Genomic DNA, 18514 nt, shown 5'->3' with positions numbered 1-18514 from the left:
TCACAACTTCTCGTCAGGCTTTAGCCCGACCTGTTCTTCGCTCCATGTCCAGAAACGCTCAGCTGAAGCATCATCAACGGCATGTTTCTTCAGCTGCTGCTCTTTCTGTTGATAGAAGTAACGCCCGGTGATCCCGACGACTTCAGGGCTTGTAGCCAGATAAACAGCCGTTCGTGCCCCTTCTTCAGGGGACAGAAAGAATGGAAGCTTACCTGCAAACGCCATAATGCGTGTGCCAAATCCGGTATTGCGATCTACGCCAATACTCGTTCCCACCGCACCAGGGTGTAGACAGTTCACTGTGACAGATGTACCTGACAGTTTGCGAGCCAGTGCACGAGTGAACAGCACGTTAGCCAATTTGGATTGAGCATAACTTTTGATCGGATTATAACCTTTGTGCAGATGTGGATCTTCGAAGTGGATTTTGCCGGCCTTGTAAGCACCTGACGAAACGTTTACCACCCGTCCCTGCTTCGCAGCTTTCAGAGGTTCTATCAAAAGTAAAGTCAGCAGGAAATGTCCCAGATGGTTAATACCGATACTTTGTTCGAACCCATCTGAGGTTTCCTTCCGCTTAACCATCACTACCCCCGCATTATTAACCAGAACGTCAAGGCGATCATGACGCTCGCGGAATGTGCGGGCAAACTGGCGTATACTTTCGAGTGAACCCAGGTCACACAACATCAATTCAATCGCAGAAGAGCCGGACTGACGCACAGCTTCCTGAAGAGCCTCTTGTCCGCGCTTCTCACTGCGGCATGCCATGATTACGCGATATCCTTGTCTTGCAAGTTCAATGGTGGTTGCCAACCCCATACCCGAGTTAGCTCCTGTTACAATTGCTGTCTGATTGGACATGAGGTACTTCCCTTCTGAACCTGAGGTTCCGAAATTAGAGGCGCGACGACGGACAATATGAGATAATGATAGGATCACATCTCGGTTTCCATGGGAGGACAAGTATGCTGACCAAAGAAGATTTTAAAAAAGTTAAAAAACAAGCCAAACTTGAAATCGCACTACTCGAACAGGAATATCAGGAAATCTTGCAGAACGTTGATTCTACGCTGTATGAAAAATACGGTATTTTGGACAAAGAAGAAACACGTGAGCTCACCCGAAAACGCAAAAACCGAAGATATGCTTCACTGGTCATCGAATTATGCGCCATTATTGAACAAATGTTACATCAACTGTACAGAGACGTATATCAGAAAAAGTTTAATTCGACCCAGCTGATGAAAACTCCTGCCTACCGTGCACGCTCCAACATGGAGATTATTCAGTCCGAACTGAGTAAAGAGTTCATTGCTCTGGAATCCGAAAAAGAACACTTCGCTGAAGCCCTTAGTCTGGTGTATCAGACGAGGAACAAACTTGTTCATGATAACTTCTCGTTTGTCTCCATCGTTAAAGATGGCAGTAATGAAGAAGAAACGTTCGAAGCGCTGCTCCATACCGTTAAAAAATATAGAAAACACTTAAAATACAATCGCCCTGAATAACAACAATCATTGCTAAAAAAGAAAAGGAGGTGTACCGGACTACGGTCCGGATAACCATGAGCCATCCAACAACTTCGATTACTGTGCTAAATCTCCAGATTCCCACACCTTCCGGGAACAGCCCCATATTCCCCGTCATGCTTCGTGATGCAGATGGCGTTACCCTGATGGATACGGGCATGATTGGACAATTTGCCGAACTTCAATCCGCATTGGAACATGAGGGCGTGCAGCTCGCGGACGTCAAACGGGTGATTATTACCCATCAGGACATTGATCATATCGGTAACTTGGGCGCTCTTCTGGATGCCATTCCCGATCTTGAAATCTGGGCACATGCCGATGAGATTCCATATCTAACCGGTGAGAAACCTTTGATCAAATTCACGCCTGAACGTCGTGCTCTGCTGCCCGCGCCCGTTTTGGCACTGGCAGACCAACTGCTCTTGCAGCTGCCTGAAGTGAACATTAGTAGAACTCTGGCGGACGGAGACTTGTTACCCCTTCAAGGTGGTACACAGGTCATTCATACACCGGGACATACGCCAGGTCATATCTGCCTGTATTTCGGGGAGCAACAGTTCCTGCTCGCTGCCGATGAACTTCGTGTGGTCGATGATGAACTGGTTGGCCCTGCACCACAAGCGACACCGGACATGCCTGAAGCGCTGCGAAGCCTGAAGAAACTGACCAACCTTAAGCTCAATAAGGTTCTCTGTTATCACGGTGGAGAGTACACAAATGATCCGACTCAGCGTATTGCCACACTTGCGGAGAGCGCAGAGTAGTAAAGAACGTGGAGCTGTGAGTATTTTTGGAATGACACAAGCATCCTATTAACGCTGTTTCTCTTCGTGCGGCATTGTGCGTTGTAGCTCATTCAAGATTAGGATGACACATAGATTACAATCAAGGAGCTGTCCCCAAATGTCATGAATTTGACGGGGACAGCTCCTTTAATTAATTAACCATGTGCATCTACTACTGCACTGGAGTTGTTTGTAATGAATCTCAGACTACGAACGCCACCAAACCTCTATTCAAGGTGCGTCAGGTTCGTTAGAAAAATTTTATTGAATGCGATTCAGATTCAGGGCACTTCAGGGCTTTGACTCAAGTTGAGTGGTAACCGTTCGTTTTAAACTTACTTCATCCTCACCCTTACGGGGATACCAATCCGGTTCGACACTGTCCTGCAACACTGATTTTATCTCCCCTGACTCCAGACTTAACTCTCCGGAGTAAGCACTATCAGCTTGTCATCTCCATCTCGTGGCGATCCTCGTCCATCCCGATTGTTCGTAAGCACATATAACTTCCCGTCCTCGCCAGCACTCACATTGCGAATTCGACCCCATTCATCTTCGAAGAGGGGTTCCACCTTCTTCACCTGTGTGCCATCTTCCGAAAGAGTAACCTTCAGCAACTGCTCTCCACGCAGATTCGCAGCAATCAGAGATCCAGCCCAAGGACCTTCTTCTACAAAAGCTACACCAGACGGCGCCCATGTATCATTCCCACTATGTGCAAGCGGAGCCTGATATGCGTCGTTGCCATCGTCGTCTCCCTCCACCTCAGGCCAGCCATAATTCTCTCCAGCTACAATCCGGTTAATCTCATCGTGATTCCGCTGCCCATGCTCGGTAGAATACAGATAACCGTTGTCCGGGTTCCATGCCAGTCCCTGTGCGTTGCGGTGTCCCATACTGTATACAGGTGAATTCGGCCATGGGTTGTCTGCCGGGATCGATCCGTCGAGACCAATCCGCAATATTTTACCGCCAAGGCTATCTTTGTTCTGTGACAGTTCCGGTTCATAACGTTCACCTGTCGTGATATAGAGCAACTTGTCCGGGCCAATTTTGATCCGCCCACCGTTATGATTTGTTCCGCCTGGGATGTTGCCAAGCAGCTCTTGATCTATGACCGCTTTGCCATCATTCACCTTGAGGCGTAACACTCGATTCGCAATGTCATCGTCTTCCAGATAGGAGTGGTACGCATACAGATAACCGTTCTCCTCGAAGTCCGGATCAGCTGCCAGACCCAACAGACCTCCTTCACCTTCTTCATTAAACGGGGCTGAGAATTCAATCAGTGGTTCAGGGGCTAGTTTTCCATCCTCGATGACCCGAATCGCACCAGGCCGTTCCGTTACAAACATCCGACCATCAGGCACACTCACAATCTCCCACGGTGCATTCAATCCTTCAACCAGAACGGAAGTCTGATACGGAATAACCGTCTCCCCCTGCGCTCCACTCTCATTCCCACTTGCACCGGTATTGCCTCCATTCGCTGTCTGTCCCTGACCTGCTCCCTGTCCCTGAGGCGTCTGCTCTGCTCCTCCCGTTGAGGGTTCGCCTGAAGAACATGACGCGGTTAACAGTGCTACACTTAATAATGAAGCATACAGCGGAACGGTTACTCGATTATTCATGATAACATCTCCCTTCGTATATCGTTCTTTTGTATAAAATAAATAAGTCATGCTTAACGTATTGTTAATGTTTTTTTCTCTATAGTTGAGGTGTTATTATTCATCTGTAAAGCGGTTTCGCCCTGTATTACCCTTCACACCAGCCGCTTAAACCGAGAATTCAAGGTATTCCGAGGACATGAAATCACCGCAGTTTGGAATTCCATCATAATCTTTTATAATAGAAGGATAGTATGAATGGAAAGGTGGACAACTACACTTATGAATCAAAACCCTTTATCTCGTCTTGAAGCCGATCTGTCCGGGCAAGGATTGGACGCCATGCTGATCACAGATCCAAAACATATCTACTATTTAACCGGATTTGCGAGCAATCCGCATGAACGCTTCCTAGGTCTGGTTCTCGCACGCGGCGAAGAGCCCTTGTTGATTGTACCTGCGCTCGATGCTGAAGCTGCCGCTGCCGCTTCCTCGGTATCCAACATTGCCACTCACACGGATACGGATAATCCATACGCTTTGTTCGAACGTTATCAAGGGCGCTTGGGTCGAGTAGGTCTCGAAAAAGAGTACGTGACGGTCGCACGTTATGAGCAACTGACCGCCGCACTGGGTGCTGCCAGCTTTGAAGATGTTGGCCCCCTGCTTCGCACATTACGTGTGAAAAAAACACCTGATGAGGTAGCCCGCATTCGCCATGCCATTCATCTGATTGAAGAAACATTGCGTCAAGGACTCTCTCATGTTCGTACAGGCGTAACTGAGATCGAGCTTGTCGCCGAGATGGAGTATCAGATGAAAAAGCTGGGTGCCGATGGTCCTTCCTTTGATACCATGGTGCTCACGGGACCCAAAACAGGTCTGCCACACGGTACACCAGGTGAACGGAAACTGCAACATGGTGACCTGTTGATGTTTGACATGGGTGTCTATGCCGGTGGATATGCTTCGGATATCACGCGTACATTCGCTTTTGGTGACATCTCACCTGAACTCAAAACCATCTATAACACCGTGCTCGCAGCGAACGAAGCTGCCATCCAAATCGTGAAACCAGGCATCACCTGCGCTGAAGTGGATCGTGCAGCACGCCAGGTCACGGAAGAAGCGGGATACGGCGAACGTTTTATGCATAGAGTAGGCCATGGACTCGGTATTGACGTACATGAGTATCCTTCTCTCCATGGAGAGAATATGGACATCCTGAATGAAGGTACCGTATTCACGATTGAACCGGGCATATATACCGCAGCAGGCGGCGTCCGCATTGAGGATGATGTAATTGTGACCGAGACGGGTGTGGAAGTTCTGACAACATATCCAAAAGAACTGCAAATCCTTACCGACTAATGTAATTGGATCTATGTCAAAAATAGCCCATATACATCAATGCTCAGCCGATATTTATGCATCATGAACTAAACTGCACCAAACTGTGCTGAACTGTATCTTCTAAATAATATACTCCTTTTGCGTACGCCTCAGGCCTGTATACAGAAAAGTACACACGCGAACACAAAAATCCCGCAAATCCATGAATATCATGGGTTGCGGGATTGTAATTAATACAAAGCATATCCTAGATTACTCCGTCTGCATTCTACGTAATCTTATTCCTGCTCACTCATTTACCATTAACCAAACTCTTGCGTGATATCCTGCCAAGACTCCAGCTGTGGCAGCTGTTGCTTCCCCCAGTAATCCAGAAACCATTGAATAATCCCGGTTGGATCTGTTGTGCTGTAGCTGTAATGCCGGAAACCGTCCTCGCCTTCCTGCAAACGAATCTCTGCCACCATTTGCCCTGGTTCCTCAAGCGCAGCAGCCTGCATATACATACTTCCCTCCACCACCTCCGAAGGTTTAAGTACTACGTATTCATGCAATTCCAGATTGGAGATCAACTCCACCAATAACGAGGCATTAATACTATCATTCTCGTAGGTTGTGCCATTGCTTTCCAGTGTATAACGCAGTGTAGAGTACATGTTCGATTCCCCTTTGGTTGAAATCATCGTTGGCTAATGATACACGCTCATAACGACAGGTTGTTAATATTATAACTTTTTCATGAAAATGTAAAAAGGATTTTTCTTGTTTCGGGTCTGTTTTCTATAAAAAAAACCCTTGCAGAGTCCGAATTACAATTGACTGTGCAAAGGGTGATTTTAAATGATACTCTTTGAATATTGCCTAAGCCTCATCCTTAAACTTAAAGCTGCGTGCAGCATACAGAAACGGCGTTCCAACCGCAGTTAATACAAATTTAATAATATACGTCGTCAGGAAGATTTCCAGCCAAACATCCCAAGGGTAGATGAACGCAAACGCGATCGCGCAGAACACCAGTGTATCCACGAATGAACTGATGATCGAACTACCGTTGGTGCGTATCCACAACTGATTGCGTCCTGGGGCTACCTTGCGTAACCAGGAGTACAATCGTACATCCAAGAACTGACTGATGAAGTATGCCGTAAGACTTCCGAGGGCCAGACGTGGCAGCAGACCAAACAATGTTTTCATCGAATCCTGTGCAAAGTCCGTTGGTGCCGGTTCAAAAAACAACACCATCTGCATCAGAACCGTAGTCATAATCAACGTGAAAAAACCGAACCATACGGCTTTGCGTGCCTCACCTGGTCCATATTTCTCATTGAGCAGATCACTGGTCAGGTACATGCTGACATACATCGTGTTGCCTAACGTCAGTACGATTCCCATAATATCTATCGTTTTGGTCACCTGAATGTTGGCTATAACCGTAGCCACACCAATCCAGGCATAGAGACCTTTTTTACCGAACAAGCGGTAACACAACAGGAAAAATCCATAAGTTACGAGAACAAAAACTGCTCCCCACCCTAAGTTAAACATAAATACATACACTGCCTTCCTAGTTTTGATTACGCGGGATGGTTACGAACCGCGGTTTGGCTCAGGGCCAAAACATGAATACTCTATCACATTTCTCGCCCCATGAACAGAACTAAATAACTCCAAGTGTGCCTGAGTGACTACGAACCCGCCTATACTCCTCCCGTGTCCCTCTCGACCATACTAGTTTTTCCTACCTCTATTGCCCTTGCACCGTGTATAGAAAAAGAAGACTGCTTCACCACTGTGCACAGCATAGTTTGATTGCCGTAAAAAAACCGCCCTCCGGATTCCTCCGAAGGACGGCTTTTCTCACTTGATTTGTAGACGGCTCTAGCTATCTTAATGTGAGTTTCTATCTAATCCATTCTGTAATTAAGCCTGAGCCGCAGAATCCAGCTCACGGCTCTGATCGTTAAACGTGTCCCGATCGTTTTCTTTCAAAATTTTGCTGGTTACAAGTCCAGAAGTCATGGACCCGTTCACGTTAAGCGCTGTACGGCCCATGTCGATCAGCGGCTCCACGGAAATGAGCAGTCCAACCAGAGCCACAGGCAGATTCATGGTGGACAATACGATCAGGGAAGCGAAGGTTGCCCCGCCGCCAACGCCAGCCACACCAAACGAACTGATCATGACTACGAGGATCAAAGTCACAATGAAGTCCCAGCTCAGCGGGTCGATGCCGACCGTCGGAGCAATCATCACCGCCAGCATGGCCGGATAGATCCCGGCGCAGCCGTTTTGCCCAATCGTAGCACCAAAGCTTGCAGACAGGTTCGCAATGCCGTCCGATACGCCGAGTTTCTTCGTCTGTGTCTCCACATTCAGCGGGATCGCTGCTGCACTTGAACGGGATGTGAAGGCAAATACCAGTGTTGGCAGCACCTTCTTCAAATACGTAATCGGGTTGAACCCGGACAGCGAGATAATGATCAGGTGAATAATAAACATCACGATGAGGGCCACGTAGGACGCAATGACGAATTTGATGAGCTTTAATATCTCTTCCGCATTGGTTGTCGCCGTTACCTTTGTAATCAGTGCTAGAATCCCGTAAGGCGTAAGCCTCAGAACCAGCGTAACAATTCGCATAACCACCGCATATACCGCATTAACCATACCGCGGAACGTCTCCGCCTGCTGAGGTTTTTTGCGATCCAGTCCAAGTACGGCTACACCGATGAACGCGGAGAAGATAACCACCGCCAGTGTGGATGTACGACGTTCTCCTGTCATATCTGCAAATGGATTCGAAGGAATGAATTCCAGCACTTGCTGCGGGATTGTCTGATCCTTCACATCAACAAGCCGTTCCTCCACCTTCTGAATCTGCGCATTCTCCCGGTCTCCTCCTTGAATCTCAATGGAAGTCAGGTTAAAGCCAAGGCTCGTTACAATGCTGACACCTGCGGCAATCGCTGTGGTGATCAACAGAATGGCAATAATGGAAACACTCATCTTGCCGAGATTTTGCTTGCCCTTCAGATTCATAATGGCTGAGATGATCGACACCATGATTAATGGGATCACGACCATTTGTAACAAACGAACATATCCTGAACCGACCAGATTGAACCAATCGACTGATTTTGTAACTACATCAGAGCCTGATGTGTACACCAATTGAAGAATAACCCCGTAAACAATCCCCAGTCCCAGACCCGCAAATACGCGTTTCGTAAAGGAGATATGCTTTTTCTGCATCCAGTAGAGGATGCCAAGTAAAACAAGCATAACCACTACATTCAATATGACTAGAAAAGTATCCATTTCTTTAAATCCTCCTCAGGCATGTGTGTAACCGGAACATATCCGGTTTTCTCTTCTATCTTTTGTACTTCCGACAAAGACATTTTACAATATAACATATAACAAACTATTCTGGTAGGTATTAATTGATATTATGTAATATGCATGTAATAGATTCATGTATTTCTGAAAAAAATACACCAAATCGTGAAAATTGTTCTATTCAACCTCCGGTTAATTTTGTAATATAGGTATATCCGCTTATTCCCAAGTTTTCTCAATGTATAATTTAGGTCTTTCTTCATTGGTAGATAGGTCTTATGAATACGGAAAAGCGACAATGTTGATGAACTTGACGTGAAAGGATGATCATATGTTTCGTAATCGCACCGTTGCCGGTAAAATCAGAGGCACCTTGTTCCTCGTTCTGCTGGTTGCTTCCCTGTTGTTCAGTATCAGTTTCTACGCCGTTTCGATGAATATTATTCAAAGCTACGTGCTCCCGCAGTTTGACAAAGTCCTAAACACGTCCATTCAGGATATATACAAAAATACTTCAGCATCCAAAATTCTACAGGTACAGAGTGGCGGAGCTGGTTCTGAAGGTGCTGCCATGACCGTGGAATCGTATCTGGCAGATAAAGCAAAAGAACATAATCTGGATGCTGCTTATGTTGTTGCTATTCAAGATGGCTCAGCCAAAGTGGTTGTGGCCAACTCTTCCTCAGGCATGAAAGCCCAGGATGAGATTAGTGTAGAACCCGCAATGAATGCAGCTATTGAGAACAAAGAAATGGTAATCAGTGAGGTCTACTCCGATTCTTTTGGTGTACATAAAGCAGCCTTTATTCCCATTGCAGGAAGTAACATGATTATGGCTGTGAGCATGGATGCCCAGTTCATTCAAGATAAGATTACCCAGATTTTCTGGTTGTGTCTGGGGATTACAGCATTAGTGTTTGTGCTCGGCTGGCTTATCTCCACTAGTATGATCAAAAGAGTTACCAAACCAATCATCAAGCTCGTCCAACATAGCAAACAAATATCCCAAGGTGATCTGACCGCTAAACTAGAGATCAAAGGTAAAGATGAAATTGCCCAGCTTGCCGCTAGCTTCCAGACGATGACGCATAACCTGAAAGAAATGATTAGCCGTGCCTTGTCCACGTCCAATGAAGTTGTATCAGGCTCCAATGACCTGCTTCAGCGGGTTGAATCGATGTCCGGTATGGTTCGAAACTCCAGCCGCTCCGCAGAAGATGCAGAAAAAGGCAGCATCAGCATTGCGTCAAGTGCATCCGAGAACGCCAGAGCTATGGAAGAAATTACGCAAGGTATCATGCATATTGCTTCTTCTTCCGCTGAAGTGTCTGACCAGATTAGTGAAGCAGCCAACGAGGCAGTTAACGGTAACCGACTGGCTCAGAATGCCATTGAGCAGATGGAGCGTGTAGGCCAGACAGCAAGCGAATCGTTGCGTTATGTGGAAACCATGAATGAACGTTCGGTAGCCATCGGCACCATTGTTGCTTCCATTTTTGAGATCACCAAACAGATTAACATGCTGTCACTCAACGCCTCCATCGAAGCAGCACGTGCCGGAGAGCATGGCCGCGGATTCGCTGTCGTTGCTGGAGAAGTTCGCAAACTTGCCGAGCAATCCAAGACAGCCACCGAAGAAATTTCGGATTATCTGGGTACCATTCGTGAAGACGCTGAACGCTCCGTTGACGCCATGAACCGTGTAACCCAAGAGATTGGTTCAGGCACTACTGTCGTTCAACAAGCAGGATCAGCCTTCCAGCAACTGAATGAATTGATTCAGAACGTGAATCTGACCATTCAGACCGTCTCGGCTTCTACACAACAAGTATCTGCTGGTGCTGAAGAAGTGAGTGCGTCCGTTGAAGAAACGGCACAGATTACGACCAAATCTCGTGAGAGCATGTTACAGATTGCTTCAACAGCAGACCTGCAGCTCAGCGAGATGGATTCCCATTCGAATACAGTTCGTCATCTGCATGAACAAGCTGTAGAGCTTCAATCCGCCATGAAAAATTTCAAAATAAACTAACAGGTTAACCATTAACCTATCATCACCTGTTTTAAACCTCATATAATCATAGGATATACAATACCCCCATGCCGCTAACATTCCGTTTCTAGAGAACGGGTTGTCAGACATGGGGGTATTGTTGTTTCACTCGGGTGCCTGAACACCCATAATCTCGTACACGCGCTTCATATCCAATGCCGAACGCAACGATTCGGCTACCCGATCGAACTCCATCTCCTTACGTTCATGCGCACTATACGTCTCCTGAAGTGGAGCCAGTCCCTTTCCTGCACGCAAGGCATTCAGCCACGAACGTCGGAATTGATCACTTTCAAACAAACCATGCAGGTAGGTTCCCCACACGCTGCCATCTACTGAGCCCCAGCCTTCTTGGAAAGGTTGACCACCTGGATGTGAGATTTCAAACAACGCGGTTACCCGTTCAGGCTCGTGGCACTCCGTAACACCCATATGAATCTCATATCCGTTAATGGGTAATGGAGATACCTCCACATCTGGTTCACCATACAGCCGAATCGGATTCTGAGGTTGCACTCGTCCGGAAGCCCTGACTGTCTGCTTTTCCTGAAGAAACGTTGTGGATAAAGGAAGCCAGCCCAGTCCCGTCGCTTCCTGGATCTGATTCGCCTCCACAGCAAACGGGTCCTTCAAATGTCGTCCAAGCATCTGGTATCCGCCACATATTCCTACCAGCTGAAGATGCTCACGCTCGGTCTGACTGGCAATCGCCTGCTCCAGCCCAGACTCACGCAGATATGCCAGGTCACCTATGGTATCCTTCGTACCCGGTAGAAGAATGGCATCCGGACTGCCCAATTCCTCTGGCGAGGTCACGTAACGCACATTCACATCCGGTTCACGGGAAAGTGCATCAAAGTCTGTAAAGTTGGAAATTCGCGGATATCGGATCACCGCCAGATCCAGATCGGTTTTGCCGGATTTTCCATGACGCATGGAGTCCAGCACCACTGAATCCTCTGCTTCAATCTGAATATCTCTTATGTAAGGCAATACCCCTAATACTGGAATGCCTGTCCGTTCTTCGAGCCAGTCGAGTCCTGGTTGCAACAGGGACAGATCACCGCGGAACTTATTGATAATGAACCCTTTGACACGCGCCACCTCATGGGGTTCCAGCAGCTCCAGCGTACCTACAATGGAAGCAAACACTCCGCCCCGATCAATATCGGAGATCAGAATCACCGGCGCATCGGCCCAGCCTGCCAGATTCATGTTGACGATATCCCGGTCCTTCAGATTGATCTCGGCCGGACTGCCCGCTCCTTCCATCAGCACAATATCATAGGTATCCCGTAGCCGGTTCAACGCATCCATAACCGTCTGCTTTGCTTGAGGCAGGAAATGCTGACGGTAGTCCGATGCACTCATCTGGGAAAAAGGTACACCGTGAACCACGATCTGCGAATGCATGTCCCGCACCGGCTTGATAAGGATTGGGTTCATATCGGTTGTCGCCTCAATACCGCAGGCTTCAGCTTGTGCCCCCTGGGCCCGACCAATCTCCTTGCCATCTTCCGTCACATAGGAATTCAGTGCCATATTCTGTGACTTGAACGGAGCAGGCTTGAAGCCATCCTGCTTAAAAATCCGGCACAATGCCGTTGTGATGACACTTTTGCCCACATCGGAAGCCGTTCCTTGCAGCATCAGTACCGCCGCTGGTTGTGATAGCCTATCTTCCACGCTCTCTCCCCCTGTCTCCGTGTATATCCAGATCACCTTGCTCCCAACCTCATGCGTAACGTTTTCCAAACTGCTCCATACTTCAAAAGTTACAGCCAGAACAGTCCTTGTAGCACACTCAGCACAGTCAACAAAGCCGCCTCCAGCAGCTCATTCATGGCACCATACGTATCCCCGGTTAAACCGCCGAGCCGTTCACTGATCCGGGCAGCCACGAATCGGCCGATATAATAACACGCCACAGGCAGAATAATAACTGCCACCACCGGGTATAGCCACCATGGCAGTGTTCCCAGACCACTCACCATCGCATCCGCAATCCCCATATCCGGCTTGAAAAGCCACACCGCGGCAAACGTAATTGCCCCTGCGATTAAGGTCAGGCCCACAGCTGAACTTCGTGCACGCTGGACCTCCTTCCGCTCACCCAGACCTTTGAACAATACGGCAAGTCCATCATCTTCGCGCGCATTCGGCCAGGCCGACATTGCATACACCATGAACCAGCGGCTCCAGATCATGGGCAGGATCAGCAGCGCACCGTACACCCAGTGGCCCCGGGCAATAAAATCGGCGATCAGCGCAGCCTTCATCATCAGAAGCAACACGCAGGCGATCACGCCCATTGCCCCGACACGGCTGTCCTTCATAATCTCCAGCATCCGTTCACGGGTACGATAACTGAGCAAGCCATCCGCTGTATCCATCCATCCGTCAAGATGGAGTCCTCCGGTGAGCCATACCCATAACGTCAGGGTCAGGACGGCAGCCGGTAAGGCCGGAAGCACTGCACCACTTAAGGCTCCCAAGAGCCAGACACACAGACCGATTGCAGCACCGACCAGCGGATAAAAGACTACACTTTCCCTCAGCAGCGGCGGGACAAAATCGATTTGCATTTTGACAGGGAAACGGGACAAAAATTGAAAAGCGGCTGCCGCCGCATGTTTGCGCTGAGGAGCAGGCGTGCCATCCTTCATAAGCGGTACTCCTTGCTTTTTAGTTCAATCGCAATGCCTACGGTCACCAGAAACACTTCACCGCATATCGCCGCAATGCGCTGATTCAGTATACCGGCCAAATCCCGATATTTCCTGCCAAGGGCATATTCCGGTACGATCCCGTCCCCCACTTCATTCGTAACCAGAACAAGTAACCCGGGATAGGTTCGAATCGCTTCAACCAGCGCATCCAAATGTCCCTGTAACACCTGCTTCTCGTCATGCTCATGCGCTAACAAAACATTTGTCAGCCACAGCGTCAGGCAATCCACCAGAATGGTGGGTGCAGAAGTCTCTGTATGCCCTTCACCCATACGGCTTATCAAAGCAGGCAGATGTATCGGCTCTTCCATCGTGTGCCACAGATACCCTGATGCCTCGCGCTGATGCTGATGCATGGCGATACGCTCACGCATTTCATCATCGTACGCCTGAGCTGTCGCCACATACCAGGCCTCCGAGGAACGCTGCATGCAGAGACGCTCGGCAAAGGAGCTTTTGCCACTGCGTGCGCCGCCTGTCACCAGTACGCTCATCGGGAACTCTCTCCTTGCAGGGATGAATCAACCGACGCTGCGGAGTCCGAAGCATGGCTTGCCCCGTCTGAGACACCCGCGCTTGCAAAGGTAGCCATCTCGTTCAGAATGAGACAAGCTGCGTCAATCAGATGAAGACTAAGCACGCCGCCTGTGCCTTCACCCAGACGCATGTCCAGATCCAGCATCGCTTTCAGGTCCAGTTCACGCAGCAGCGCTCCATGTCCATTTTCGTGTGACGTATGTGAAGCGATCATATAAGCTGTACTCAGAGGTGCGAGTTGTCTCGCAACCAGCGCTGCCGCGGTAGAGATGAACCCGTCTACAACGACCGGGCAACGATGAGCAGCAGCCGCGAGAATAACCCCCGTGAGCCCGGCAATCTCCAGTCCACCCACCTTGCACAGAACATCCAGTGCATCTTCCGGGTTCGGTGCGTTTACGCTAAGCGCCCGGCTGACTACAGCAGCCTTGCGCTGCAAGCCTGCATCATCAATTCCGGTTCCTCGCCCAACGGCGGCAGCTGGTGCAACTCCGGTTAACGCGCTCATTACCGCAGCACTTGCGGTAGTGTTGCCAATTCCCATCTCCCCGGTGACAAACAGTTGAGTTCCCTTCGCCACCTCTGCCGCTACAACTTCGGCTCCTGCAAGGATAGCGCTGACTGCCTCATCCCGGGTCATCGCTGCACCTCGGGCCATGTTGGCCGTGCCTTTGCGAATTTTACGGGAAAGCAGGTCCGGATGTTCAAGATCGGCATTCACACCGATATCCACACAGATCACATCAGCTCCGGCGTGACGAGCAAGCACATTCACCGCAGCGCCTCCAGCAAGGAAATTCAGGACCATCTGCGGGGTCACTTCAGCAGGAAAAGCACTGATGCCTTCTTCCACTACGCCGTGATCTGCGGCCATGACAATGACCGCTCTGTGATCAAAACGCGGACGTGCATTGCCCGTCATGCCTGCCAGGCGGATCACCAGCTCTTCCAATTTGCCCAGGCTCCCGGGCGGTTTCGTCAACGAATCCACATGCGCAGAGGTTTCTGCCGCGACTTCCTGATCAAGAGCAGTAATCTTACTTGTTAGATGCTCCAACACCTGTTCATTATTCATACAACCAGCACTTCCTTCATCAAAATATGGGTTGCCCCGCTTCATTTAATCGATGTCCCGCCGCAGCAGCAGTTGAGGTATGGCATGGTCGGGATGGGAGACAATCGCGGGTTTGACGCGAAATATGTCCTGGATGTTCTCATCGTTGATTAACGTATGAGGCGTGCCCTTTCCAACCGTCAATCCCTCACGCAGCGCCAGAATGTGATCGCAAAATAACGCGGCCAGATTCAGATCATGCAGCACAGCCACGATTGTAATGTTAGTCCTCTGTCGCCATGCCGATAACAATTCCATGAATTGCAATTGATATTTAATATCCAGAAACGTGGTCGGCTCGTCCAGCAGCAGTAACCTCGGCTCCTGAGCCATAACTTTGGCTAGTGCGACCCGCTGCCGTTGTCCGCCACTGAGTGCATCCAGCGGTCTGTCCGCCAGCTCTGTCAATCCCAGGTCTTCGAGCACCCTGTCCACCACAAGTGCTCCATCACCCTTTTCCCGCCCCAGCCAGTTCTGGTACGGATATCGCCCCATCTCCACCACGTCTCGCACGGGATAGGAGATAGCTGGCAAGCCATCCTGCTGCAATACAGCGATCATGCGCGACAGGTCCTTACGGCTGTAAGAGCCGATGTCTCGACCATCAATATGGATCTGACCTTCGCTTAACTGTTCCGTTCCGGCAATAAGCTGAATCAAGGTGGACTTGCCGCTGCCGTTTGGTCCGACAACTCCCCACCAGTCACCTTCGCCAACATGCCAGTCTACATTGCGCAGTGCCTGATGATTGCCATATGACTTCCCTGCTCCCTTAATGGAGATAAGTGAAGTCGAGTTGGAACTGTTACTGGAATTCATGGCATCATCCCCTTCTGCAACTTTTTGTTCCGGTGCAGCAGGTAAGCAAAGAACGGCGCACCAACAAAGGCGGTGACGACACCAAGCGGAATTTCAGTTGGCGCCAACAACGATCTTGCGATGGTATCGGCCCACACCATGAAGATCGCTCCACCAATGGCAGACAAAGGTACCAGCAGTCGGTAATCCGGCCCCACCAGCAGCCGCAACATATGCGGGATCACCAACCCAACGAATCCGATGACACCCGATACCGAGACAGCACCTGCGGTCAGCAGTGTGCCAACTGCTAGCACTGACAGCTTGAGCTTGTCCACTCCGATCCCGATATGTGCGGCTTGACGTTCTCCCAGTGCAAGCACATTCAACGAGCGTGCGCGGCTCCAGAGAAAGACCAGCCCTAACAGAAAATACGGGAAAAGGATGGCCGTATACGACCACCCACGCAGAGCCAGACTTCCCATCGTCCAGTATATAATTTCATTAATCGTCTGTTTCGACATGGTCGACAGGAAGGAAACAACTGCGCCCAGGAAACTTTGCATGACCACACCAGCCAGAATGAGGCTATGTGTAGGTATTTTACGCCCTTCACGAGCCAGTGCCATAACAAACCATAACGTGATTACACCCGTCAAAAACGCAATCAAAGGCAACGTCCAGATCCCAATCAGTGCATACTGCAATCCGAAGAAAATCAGAAAGGCTGCACCCACCGAAGCACCGGATGATACACCAAGCGTGAACGGGTCTGCCAGCGGGTTCCGAAGAACCCCCTGGAATCCCGCACCGGCAATCGCCAACGATGCGCCCACGAGCACGGCGAGCAGTACACGTGGGAATCTGACTTTCCAGATAATCTGTTCGGCTGCCTTATTCCAATCCGGTGTAATCCAATCGCCCACCCAGGGGATTTTGTGAATCAGGATGCCTGCAATATCCCGGATCGGCAACGCTACTGAACCAATGCCCGTGCAGATGAGCACGGTGAGCACCAGCAGCACCATGCCCGTCGTTCCGAACAGGATCAGCTTTTTACTCATTGGAACAAGTCAGGGTAGATCGCTTTGGCTACTTCTTTCAACCCTTGAGTTACACGTGGACCCGGACGGCTCAGCAGGTTGGCATCCAGGCCAATAACCGCGTCATTTTTCACAGCCGTAATTTGATCCCAGCCGCTGCGCGCCTTGATGATCTGATCCAGTGTTTTGGAGTTTTCGTCAATTACATCATTGGCATACAAGATCACATCCGGGTTGGAGGCAATCACGTTCTCTTCATTAATTTCATACCAGCCCTCTTTGTCGGAAGCAATATTGCTACCACCGGCTACAGTGATGAGTTCATCCATGAATTCGCCTTTACCCACAGTCCAGCCTGGGGAGAACTCAACGTATACTTTTTTCTTCTCTTCCGGTTTAACTGCCTTCACCGCTTCGGTTACATCTGTCACATCCTGTTTCATCTGTGTGATGATCTCCTGAGCTTTTTCCTGATGATCGGTAATTTTACCGAAGGTTTCGATATTATTCATCACATCGTCAATGGATTTAGGATCCGTTTTGAAAATGGTAATGCCCAGTTCGCGCAGCTTTTTCACCGCATCCTCACTCATCGAGATACCAGTGAAGACAATGTCGGCTTCAGCTGCAATGATGGACTCTTCATTAGGCTTGGTGATACCGCCCATTTTAGCTTTGGTTGTTGCCGCTTCCGGATAATCGTCATAGTCGGATACACCAACGATTTGATCGTCCAATCCAAGGGCAAACAGGGATTCCGTCTCAGCCGGAGACACAGATACAATTTTGGCTGGTGCCTTTTCAAATGTGAACGATTCACCCGTTGCATCCGTAACGGTCAGTGGATATTGTGTTTTGAGGTCCGTCTGCGCCTGGCCTTGGGACTGCTCCTGTGCCGGTTGCTGTGAAGTACCTGTGCCCTCGTTTGTTGTTGCATTGCCACATCCGGCCAAAGCCAGTGCAAGTGCCGCTGCACTTAGCAGTGACGCTACGCTTTTCCAATTCTTGAAATTCATTCTGTTATTCTCCCCTTCTCTATTTGTACTATTTTCTTGCATCGTGCTCGAACCCTTATTCCCCATGTCTTGGTGTTCCTGTACAAGTAAAACCCATCCATTTTACACAAGTCCACTCCGATTGCAGTACCATCTTCCGATCGCTGTTATCCCCAGATTTTTTTGATTCCCTTTTCGAAAGGGAAAATCCGGGGATAAAGGCGAACACTCCGTTTCTTCAGATCGGTTCTGCACTCTTCGTTAACGTGTAAAAGTTCGGTTTTTTTACATGAACAATAAAAAATCCCCAATCCATACGTCCAGGATCAGGGATGACGTCTCGCATATGGCGATCTGTACATGTTCAACCAAGGGTTGTCCATGCGCATAGAATAGCCCGAAACGCTGTCCTTTCCTCGAAGGAACACCGGTTTGTACGTCCAGGGCAGGTAACCTGACTTACAGGAATCATCCTGTTTTACAGTGGCGGGACCGTGCCGGATTTGCACCGGCTTCCCCATTTCACCCTTGTGTGTTCATGACTCATACTAATCTGCCATGAAAACAGCCTTCACACGCGGGACCCTTGGTCGCTGATATGGTAAACCATTGCCGTGTAACTT

General features: G+C 49.2%; 16 protein-coding genes and 1 riboswitch. Of the genes, 4 read left to right on the top strand and 12 right to left on the bottom strand.

The genetic code is table 11. From position 1 onward, the window contains the following. A complete protein-coding gene (locus tag MHB43_RS07655; protein ID WP_405131643.1) occupies nt 1-864 on the bottom strand; it encodes an SDR family oxidoreductase in 864 nt (287 codons plus the stop codon). Between the two features lie 104 nt (nt 865-968). Here MHB43_RS07655 and MHB43_RS07650 point away from each other — a divergent pair, with 104 nt between their 5' ends. Both MHB43_RS07650 and MHB43_RS07645 read left to right on the top strand, forming a co-directional pair. Then, nucleotides 969-1511 carry a hypothetical protein gene (locus MHB43_RS07650; RefSeq protein WP_339183000.1) on the top strand — a complete coding sequence of 181 codons (543 nt, stop codon included), beginning with the start codon at nt 969-971 and terminating at the stop codon, nt 1509-1511. A gap of 56 nt (nt 1512-1567) precedes the next feature. After that, the gene (locus tag MHB43_RS07645; protein WP_339182998.1) at nt 1568-2299 is read left to right on the top strand and encodes an MBL fold metallo-hydrolase; all 732 of its coding nucleotides are present in this window, start codon (nt 1568-1570) and stop codon (nt 2297-2299) included. A 440-nt stretch (nt 2300-2739) separates the two neighbouring features. On the opposite strand, the gene MHB43_RS07640 is transcribed toward MHB43_RS07645, so the two are convergent. Then, nucleotides 2740-3951, bottom strand: a complete 1212-nt coding sequence (locus MHB43_RS07640; RefSeq protein ID WP_221819244.1) for a sorbosone dehydrogenase family protein — start codon at nt 3949-3951, stop codon at nt 2740-2742. Nucleotides 3952-4212: 261 nt separating this feature from the next. Between MHB43_RS07640 and MHB43_RS07635 the strand changes: the two genes are divergently transcribed. Further along, on the top strand, nt 4213-5301 hold the full coding sequence (locus MHB43_RS07635) for a Xaa-Pro peptidase family protein (protein WP_221819242.1): 1089 nt from the start codon (nt 4213-4215) through the stop codon (nt 5299-5301). Between the two features lie 284 nt (nt 5302-5585). Here MHB43_RS07635 and MHB43_RS07630 read toward each other — a convergent pair whose 3' ends face one another. From MHB43_RS07630 to MHB43_RS07620, 3 genes are all read right to left on the bottom strand, one after another. Beyond that, complete coding sequence (locus tag MHB43_RS07630) at nt 5586-5939, bottom strand: hypothetical protein (protein ID WP_339182993.1); 354 nt, start codon at nt 5937-5939, stop codon at nt 5586-5588. A gap of 205 nt (nt 5940-6144) precedes the next feature. Continuing rightward, entirely contained in the window at nt 6145-6828 is a 684-nt protein-coding gene (locus tag MHB43_RS07625) for a queuosine precursor transporter (RefSeq protein ID WP_221819238.1), read from the bottom strand. A gap of 375 nt (nt 6829-7203) precedes the next feature. Next, the gene (locus MHB43_RS07620; RefSeq protein ID WP_237176479.1) at nt 7204-8601 is read right to left on the bottom strand and encodes an L-cystine transporter; all 1398 of its coding nucleotides are present in this window, start codon (nt 8599-8601) and stop codon (nt 7204-7206) included. 352 nt (nt 8602-8953) lie between these two features. Here MHB43_RS07620 and MHB43_RS07615 point away from each other — a divergent pair, with 352 nt between their 5' ends. Then, complete coding sequence (locus MHB43_RS07615) at nt 8954-10654, top strand: methyl-accepting chemotaxis protein (RefSeq protein WP_405131642.1); 1701 nt, start codon at nt 8954-8956, stop codon at nt 10652-10654. 126 nt (nt 10655-10780) lie between these two features. On the opposite strand, the gene MHB43_RS07610 is transcribed toward MHB43_RS07615, so the two are convergent. The 7 genes from MHB43_RS07610 to MHB43_RS07580 form a co-directional block, all read right to left on the bottom strand. Further along, nucleotides 10781-12325, bottom strand: coding sequence for a cobyric acid synthase (locus MHB43_RS07610; protein ID WP_405132405.1), 1545 nt, complete (start codon nt 12323-12325; stop codon nt 10781-10783). 125 nt (nt 12326-12450) lie between these two features. Beyond that, a complete protein-coding gene (cobS, locus tag MHB43_RS07605) occupies nt 12451-13341 on the bottom strand; it encodes an adenosylcobinamide-GDP ribazoletransferase (RefSeq protein WP_405131641.1) in 891 nt (296 codons plus the stop codon). Beyond that, complete coding sequence (gene cobU, locus MHB43_RS07600) at nt 13338-13898, bottom strand: bifunctional adenosylcobinamide kinase/adenosylcobinamide-phosphate guanylyltransferase (RefSeq protein WP_405131640.1); 561 nt, start codon at nt 13896-13898, stop codon at nt 13338-13340. The genes cobS and cobU overlap by 4 nt, the downstream gene beginning before the upstream one ends. Further along, nucleotides 13895-15016 carry a nicotinate-nucleotide--dimethylbenzimidazole phosphoribosyltransferase gene (gene cobT / locus MHB43_RS07595; RefSeq protein WP_405131639.1) on the bottom strand — a complete coding sequence of 374 codons (1122 nt, stop codon included), beginning with the start codon at nt 15014-15016 and terminating at the stop codon, nt 13895-13897. The genes cobU and cobT overlap by 4 nt, the downstream gene beginning before the upstream one ends. 45 nt (nt 15017-15061) lie before the next feature. After that, nucleotides 15062-15874 (bottom strand): ABC transporter ATP-binding protein, encoded by an 813-nt coding sequence (locus MHB43_RS07590; RefSeq protein ID WP_221819231.1) that lies wholly within the window; start codon nt 15872-15874, stop codon nt 15062-15064. Further along, the gene (locus tag MHB43_RS07585; RefSeq protein WP_221819228.1) at nt 15871-16917 is read right to left on the bottom strand and encodes an iron ABC transporter permease; all 1047 of its coding nucleotides are present in this window, start codon (nt 16915-16917) and stop codon (nt 15871-15873) included. The genes MHB43_RS07590 and MHB43_RS07585 overlap by 4 nt, the downstream gene beginning before the upstream one ends. Beyond that, nucleotides 16914-17912 carry an ABC transporter substrate-binding protein gene (locus MHB43_RS07580; protein WP_091033535.1) on the bottom strand — a complete coding sequence of 333 codons (999 nt, stop codon included), beginning with the start codon at nt 17910-17912 and terminating at the stop codon, nt 16914-16916. The genes MHB43_RS07585 and MHB43_RS07580 overlap by 4 nt, the downstream gene beginning before the upstream one ends. A 405-nt stretch (nt 17913-18317) precedes the next feature. Continuing rightward, a riboswitch (cobalamin riboswitch) is annotated at nt 18318-18436 on the bottom strand. Nucleotides 18437-18514: the final 78 nt, after the last annotated feature.

This window comes from Paenibacillus sp. FSL H8-0317, assembly GCF_045040685.1.
Taxonomy (GTDB): domain Bacteria; phylum Bacillota; class Bacilli; order Paenibacillales; family Paenibacillaceae; genus Paenibacillus.
The sequence above is the reverse complement of the archived record's forward strand: the minus strand, read 5'-3'. Positions and strand labels throughout refer to the sequence as shown.

What these genes read in the sequence shown, in the direction of transcription:
- MHB43_RS07655 (WP_405131643.1), bottom strand. Translation starts at nt 864, where the DNA reads ATGTCCAATCAGACAGCAATTGTAACAGGAGCTAACTCGGGTATGGGG.
- MHB43_RS07650 (WP_339183000.1), top strand. Translation starts at nt 969, where the DNA reads ATGCTGACCAAAGAAGATTTTAAAAAAGTTAAAAAACAAGCCAAACTT.
- MHB43_RS07645 (WP_339182998.1), top strand. Translation starts at nt 1,568, where the DNA reads ATGAGCCATCCAACAACTTCGATTACTGTGCTAAATCTCCAGATTCCC.
- MHB43_RS07640 (WP_221819244.1), bottom strand. Translation starts at nt 3,951, where the DNA reads ATGAATAATCGAGTAACCGTTCCGCTGTATGCTTCATTATTAAGTGTA.
- MHB43_RS07635 (WP_221819242.1), top strand. Translation starts at nt 4,213, where the DNA reads ATGAATCAAAACCCTTTATCTCGTCTTGAAGCCGATCTGTCCGGGCAA.
- MHB43_RS07630 (WP_339182993.1), bottom strand. Translation starts at nt 5,939, where the DNA reads ATGTACTCTACACTGCGTTATACACTGGAAAGCAATGGCACAACCTAC.
- MHB43_RS07625 (WP_221819238.1), bottom strand. Translation starts at nt 6,828, where the DNA reads ATGTTTAACTTAGGGTGGGGAGCAGTTTTTGTTCTCGTAACTTATGGA.
- MHB43_RS07620 (WP_237176479.1), bottom strand. Translation starts at nt 8,601, where the DNA reads ATGGATACTTTTCTAGTCATATTGAATGTAGTGGTTATGCTTGTTTTA.
- MHB43_RS07615 (WP_405131642.1), top strand. Translation starts at nt 8,954, where the DNA reads ATGTTTCGTAATCGCACCGTTGCCGGTAAAATCAGAGGCACCTTGTTC.
- MHB43_RS07610 (WP_405132405.1), bottom strand. Translation starts at nt 12,325, where the DNA reads ATGCTGCAAGGAACGGCTTCCGATGTGGGCAAAAGTGTCATCACAACG.
- cobS (WP_405131641.1), bottom strand. Translation starts at nt 13,341, where the DNA reads ATGAAGGATGGCACGCCTGCTCCTCAGCGCAAACATGCGGCGGCAGCC.
- cobU (WP_405131640.1), bottom strand. Translation starts at nt 13,898, where the DNA reads ATGAGCGTACTGGTGACAGGCGGCGCACGCAGTGGCAAAAGCTCCTTT.
- cobT (WP_405131639.1), bottom strand. Translation starts at nt 15,016, where the DNA reads ATGAATAATGAACAGGTGTTGGAGCATCTAACAAGTAAGATTACTGCT.
- MHB43_RS07590 (WP_221819231.1), bottom strand. Translation starts at nt 15,874, where the DNA reads ATGAATTCCAGTAACAGTTCCAACTCGACTTCACTTATCTCCATTAAG.
- MHB43_RS07585 (WP_221819228.1), bottom strand. Translation starts at nt 16,917, where the DNA reads ATGAGTAAAAAGCTGATCCTGTTCGGAACGACGGGCATGGTGCTGCTG.
- MHB43_RS07580 (WP_091033535.1), bottom strand. Translation starts at nt 17,912, where the DNA reads ATGAATTTCAAGAATTGGAAAAGCGTAGCGTCACTGCTAAGTGCAGCG.